This is a genomic window from Spirillospora sp. NPDC046719 (assembly GCF_040645715.1).
Lineage (GTDB): Bacteria > Actinomycetota > Actinomycetes > Streptosporangiales > Streptosporangiaceae > Spirillospora.
Window position 1 is genome coordinate 1 of record NZ_JBEYYT010000885.1, and the last position, 1,476, is coordinate 1,476.

Sequence of the window (1,476 nt, forward strand, 5' to 3'; positions counted from 1 at the left end):
GTGCAGGGGCGGGGAGCGGCGGCGGGGCGGTAAGGGGCGCGGCGACGACGATGGTGCCCGCGCGGCCGCGTCCGGCGACGTGGCCGTCGTCGGTGAGCCGCTGGTAGGCCTCGGTGACCACGCCGCGCGAGACGCGCAGGTCGGCGGCCAGGACGCGGGTGGCGGGCAGCCGGCTGCCGACGGGCAGGCGGCCGTCGGCGATCGCCTCGCGCAGCCGCCGGGCGAGCCAGGCGGCCATGCCGCCCGGCGGTGCCTCGGCGGTGTCGAGCTGCAGGAAGTCCGCTCCGATGCCGGCGCGGGTGCCCGGCCCGTTCCCGGATCCGCCGCCCGGAGCCGGGGCGTCGCCGCCACCGGTTATGGCCTGGTCGGGCGCGCCGTCTTTGGACCTGTGCATCGGGCCATTGTGGCGGGACGCTGGGCATATGGAAACAGTGACCGCTCCCGGGCCCCCCTCCGGCCAGGCGCCCGGCCAGATGTCAGGCGAAGCATCCGGTGAGGCGTCCGGCACCGTCCGGGGCTATGTGCACGGTTATTCGGAGCACGAGACGCGGCGGCTCGGCGACCAGGCCGACACGCTCGCCGCGCTGCTGCACGGCGCCGCCGACGGGCAGGCCGGGACCGCCTACCCGCCCGGGTCCCGCGTCCTGGAGGTCGGCTGCGGCGTCGGCGCCCAGACCGTCCACCTGCTGGCGTCCTCCCCCGGCGCGGACCTCACCGCCGTCGACGTGTCCGCCGCGTCCCTGGCGGTGGCGCGCGACCGCGTCGCCGCCCGGTTCCCGGCCGCGCGGGTGCGGTGGCTGCGGGCCGACCTGCACGACCTGCCGTTCCCCGGCGGCGCGTTCGACCACCTGTTCGTCTGCTTCGTGCTGGAGCACCTGCCCGACCCGGCCGCCGCGCTCGCCGGGCTGCGGCGGGTCCTGCGGCCCGGCGGCACCCTCACCGTCATCGAGGGCGACCACGGGTCGGCGTTCTTCCACCCCGACAGCGCCGCCGCGCGCGCCGCGATCGGCCACCAGGTCCGGCTGCAGGCCGCCGCGGGCGGCGACGCGCTCATCGGCCGCCGCCTGCACCCCCTGCTGACCGGGGCCGGATACCGGCAGGTCACGGTGCGGCCCCGCACCGTGTACGCCGACCGGAGCCGGCCGGCGCTGGTCGAGGGGTTCACCCGCGACACCTTCACCGCGATGGTCCGGGCCGTCCGCGACGACGCGGTCGCCGCGGGCCTCACCACCCCGGAGGAGTTCGACCGCGGCATCGCCGACCTGCGCCGCACCGCCGCCGAGGACGGCACGTTCCACTACACCTTCTTCAAGGGCACCGCCGTCAACCCCGCGACCCCCCACGAGCCGTCGGACGGCACGCCCCCGCGCGGGCACTGAGGACGATCGAGGGCGAGCATGCGTCGAGCCCCGCCTCGGCGGGGGGCGGGCGCCCTGAACGGGGGCATTTGGGGAGCAGCGGGCCCCCCCGCCCCCG

At 77.9% G+C, this 1,476-nt stretch carries 2 protein-coding genes; one reads left to right on the forward strand and one right to left on the reverse strand.

Features of this window, described 5'->3' with window-relative positions; all coding sequences use genetic code 11:
• Positions 1-394: GntR family transcriptional regulator (locus tag ABZ914_RS51250; protein ID WP_500201801.1), on the reverse strand; the 394-nt coding region annotated here is incomplete at its 3' end.
• A gap of 79 nt (positions 395-473) precedes the next feature.
• Between ABZ914_RS51250 and ABZ914_RS51255 the strand changes: the two genes are divergently transcribed.
• The gene (locus tag ABZ914_RS51255) at positions 474-1,379 is read left to right on the forward strand and encodes a methyltransferase domain-containing protein (protein WP_500201802.1); all 906 of its coding nucleotides are present in this window, start codon (positions 474-476) and stop codon (positions 1,377-1,379) included.
• Positions 1,380-1,476: the final 97 nt, after the last annotated feature.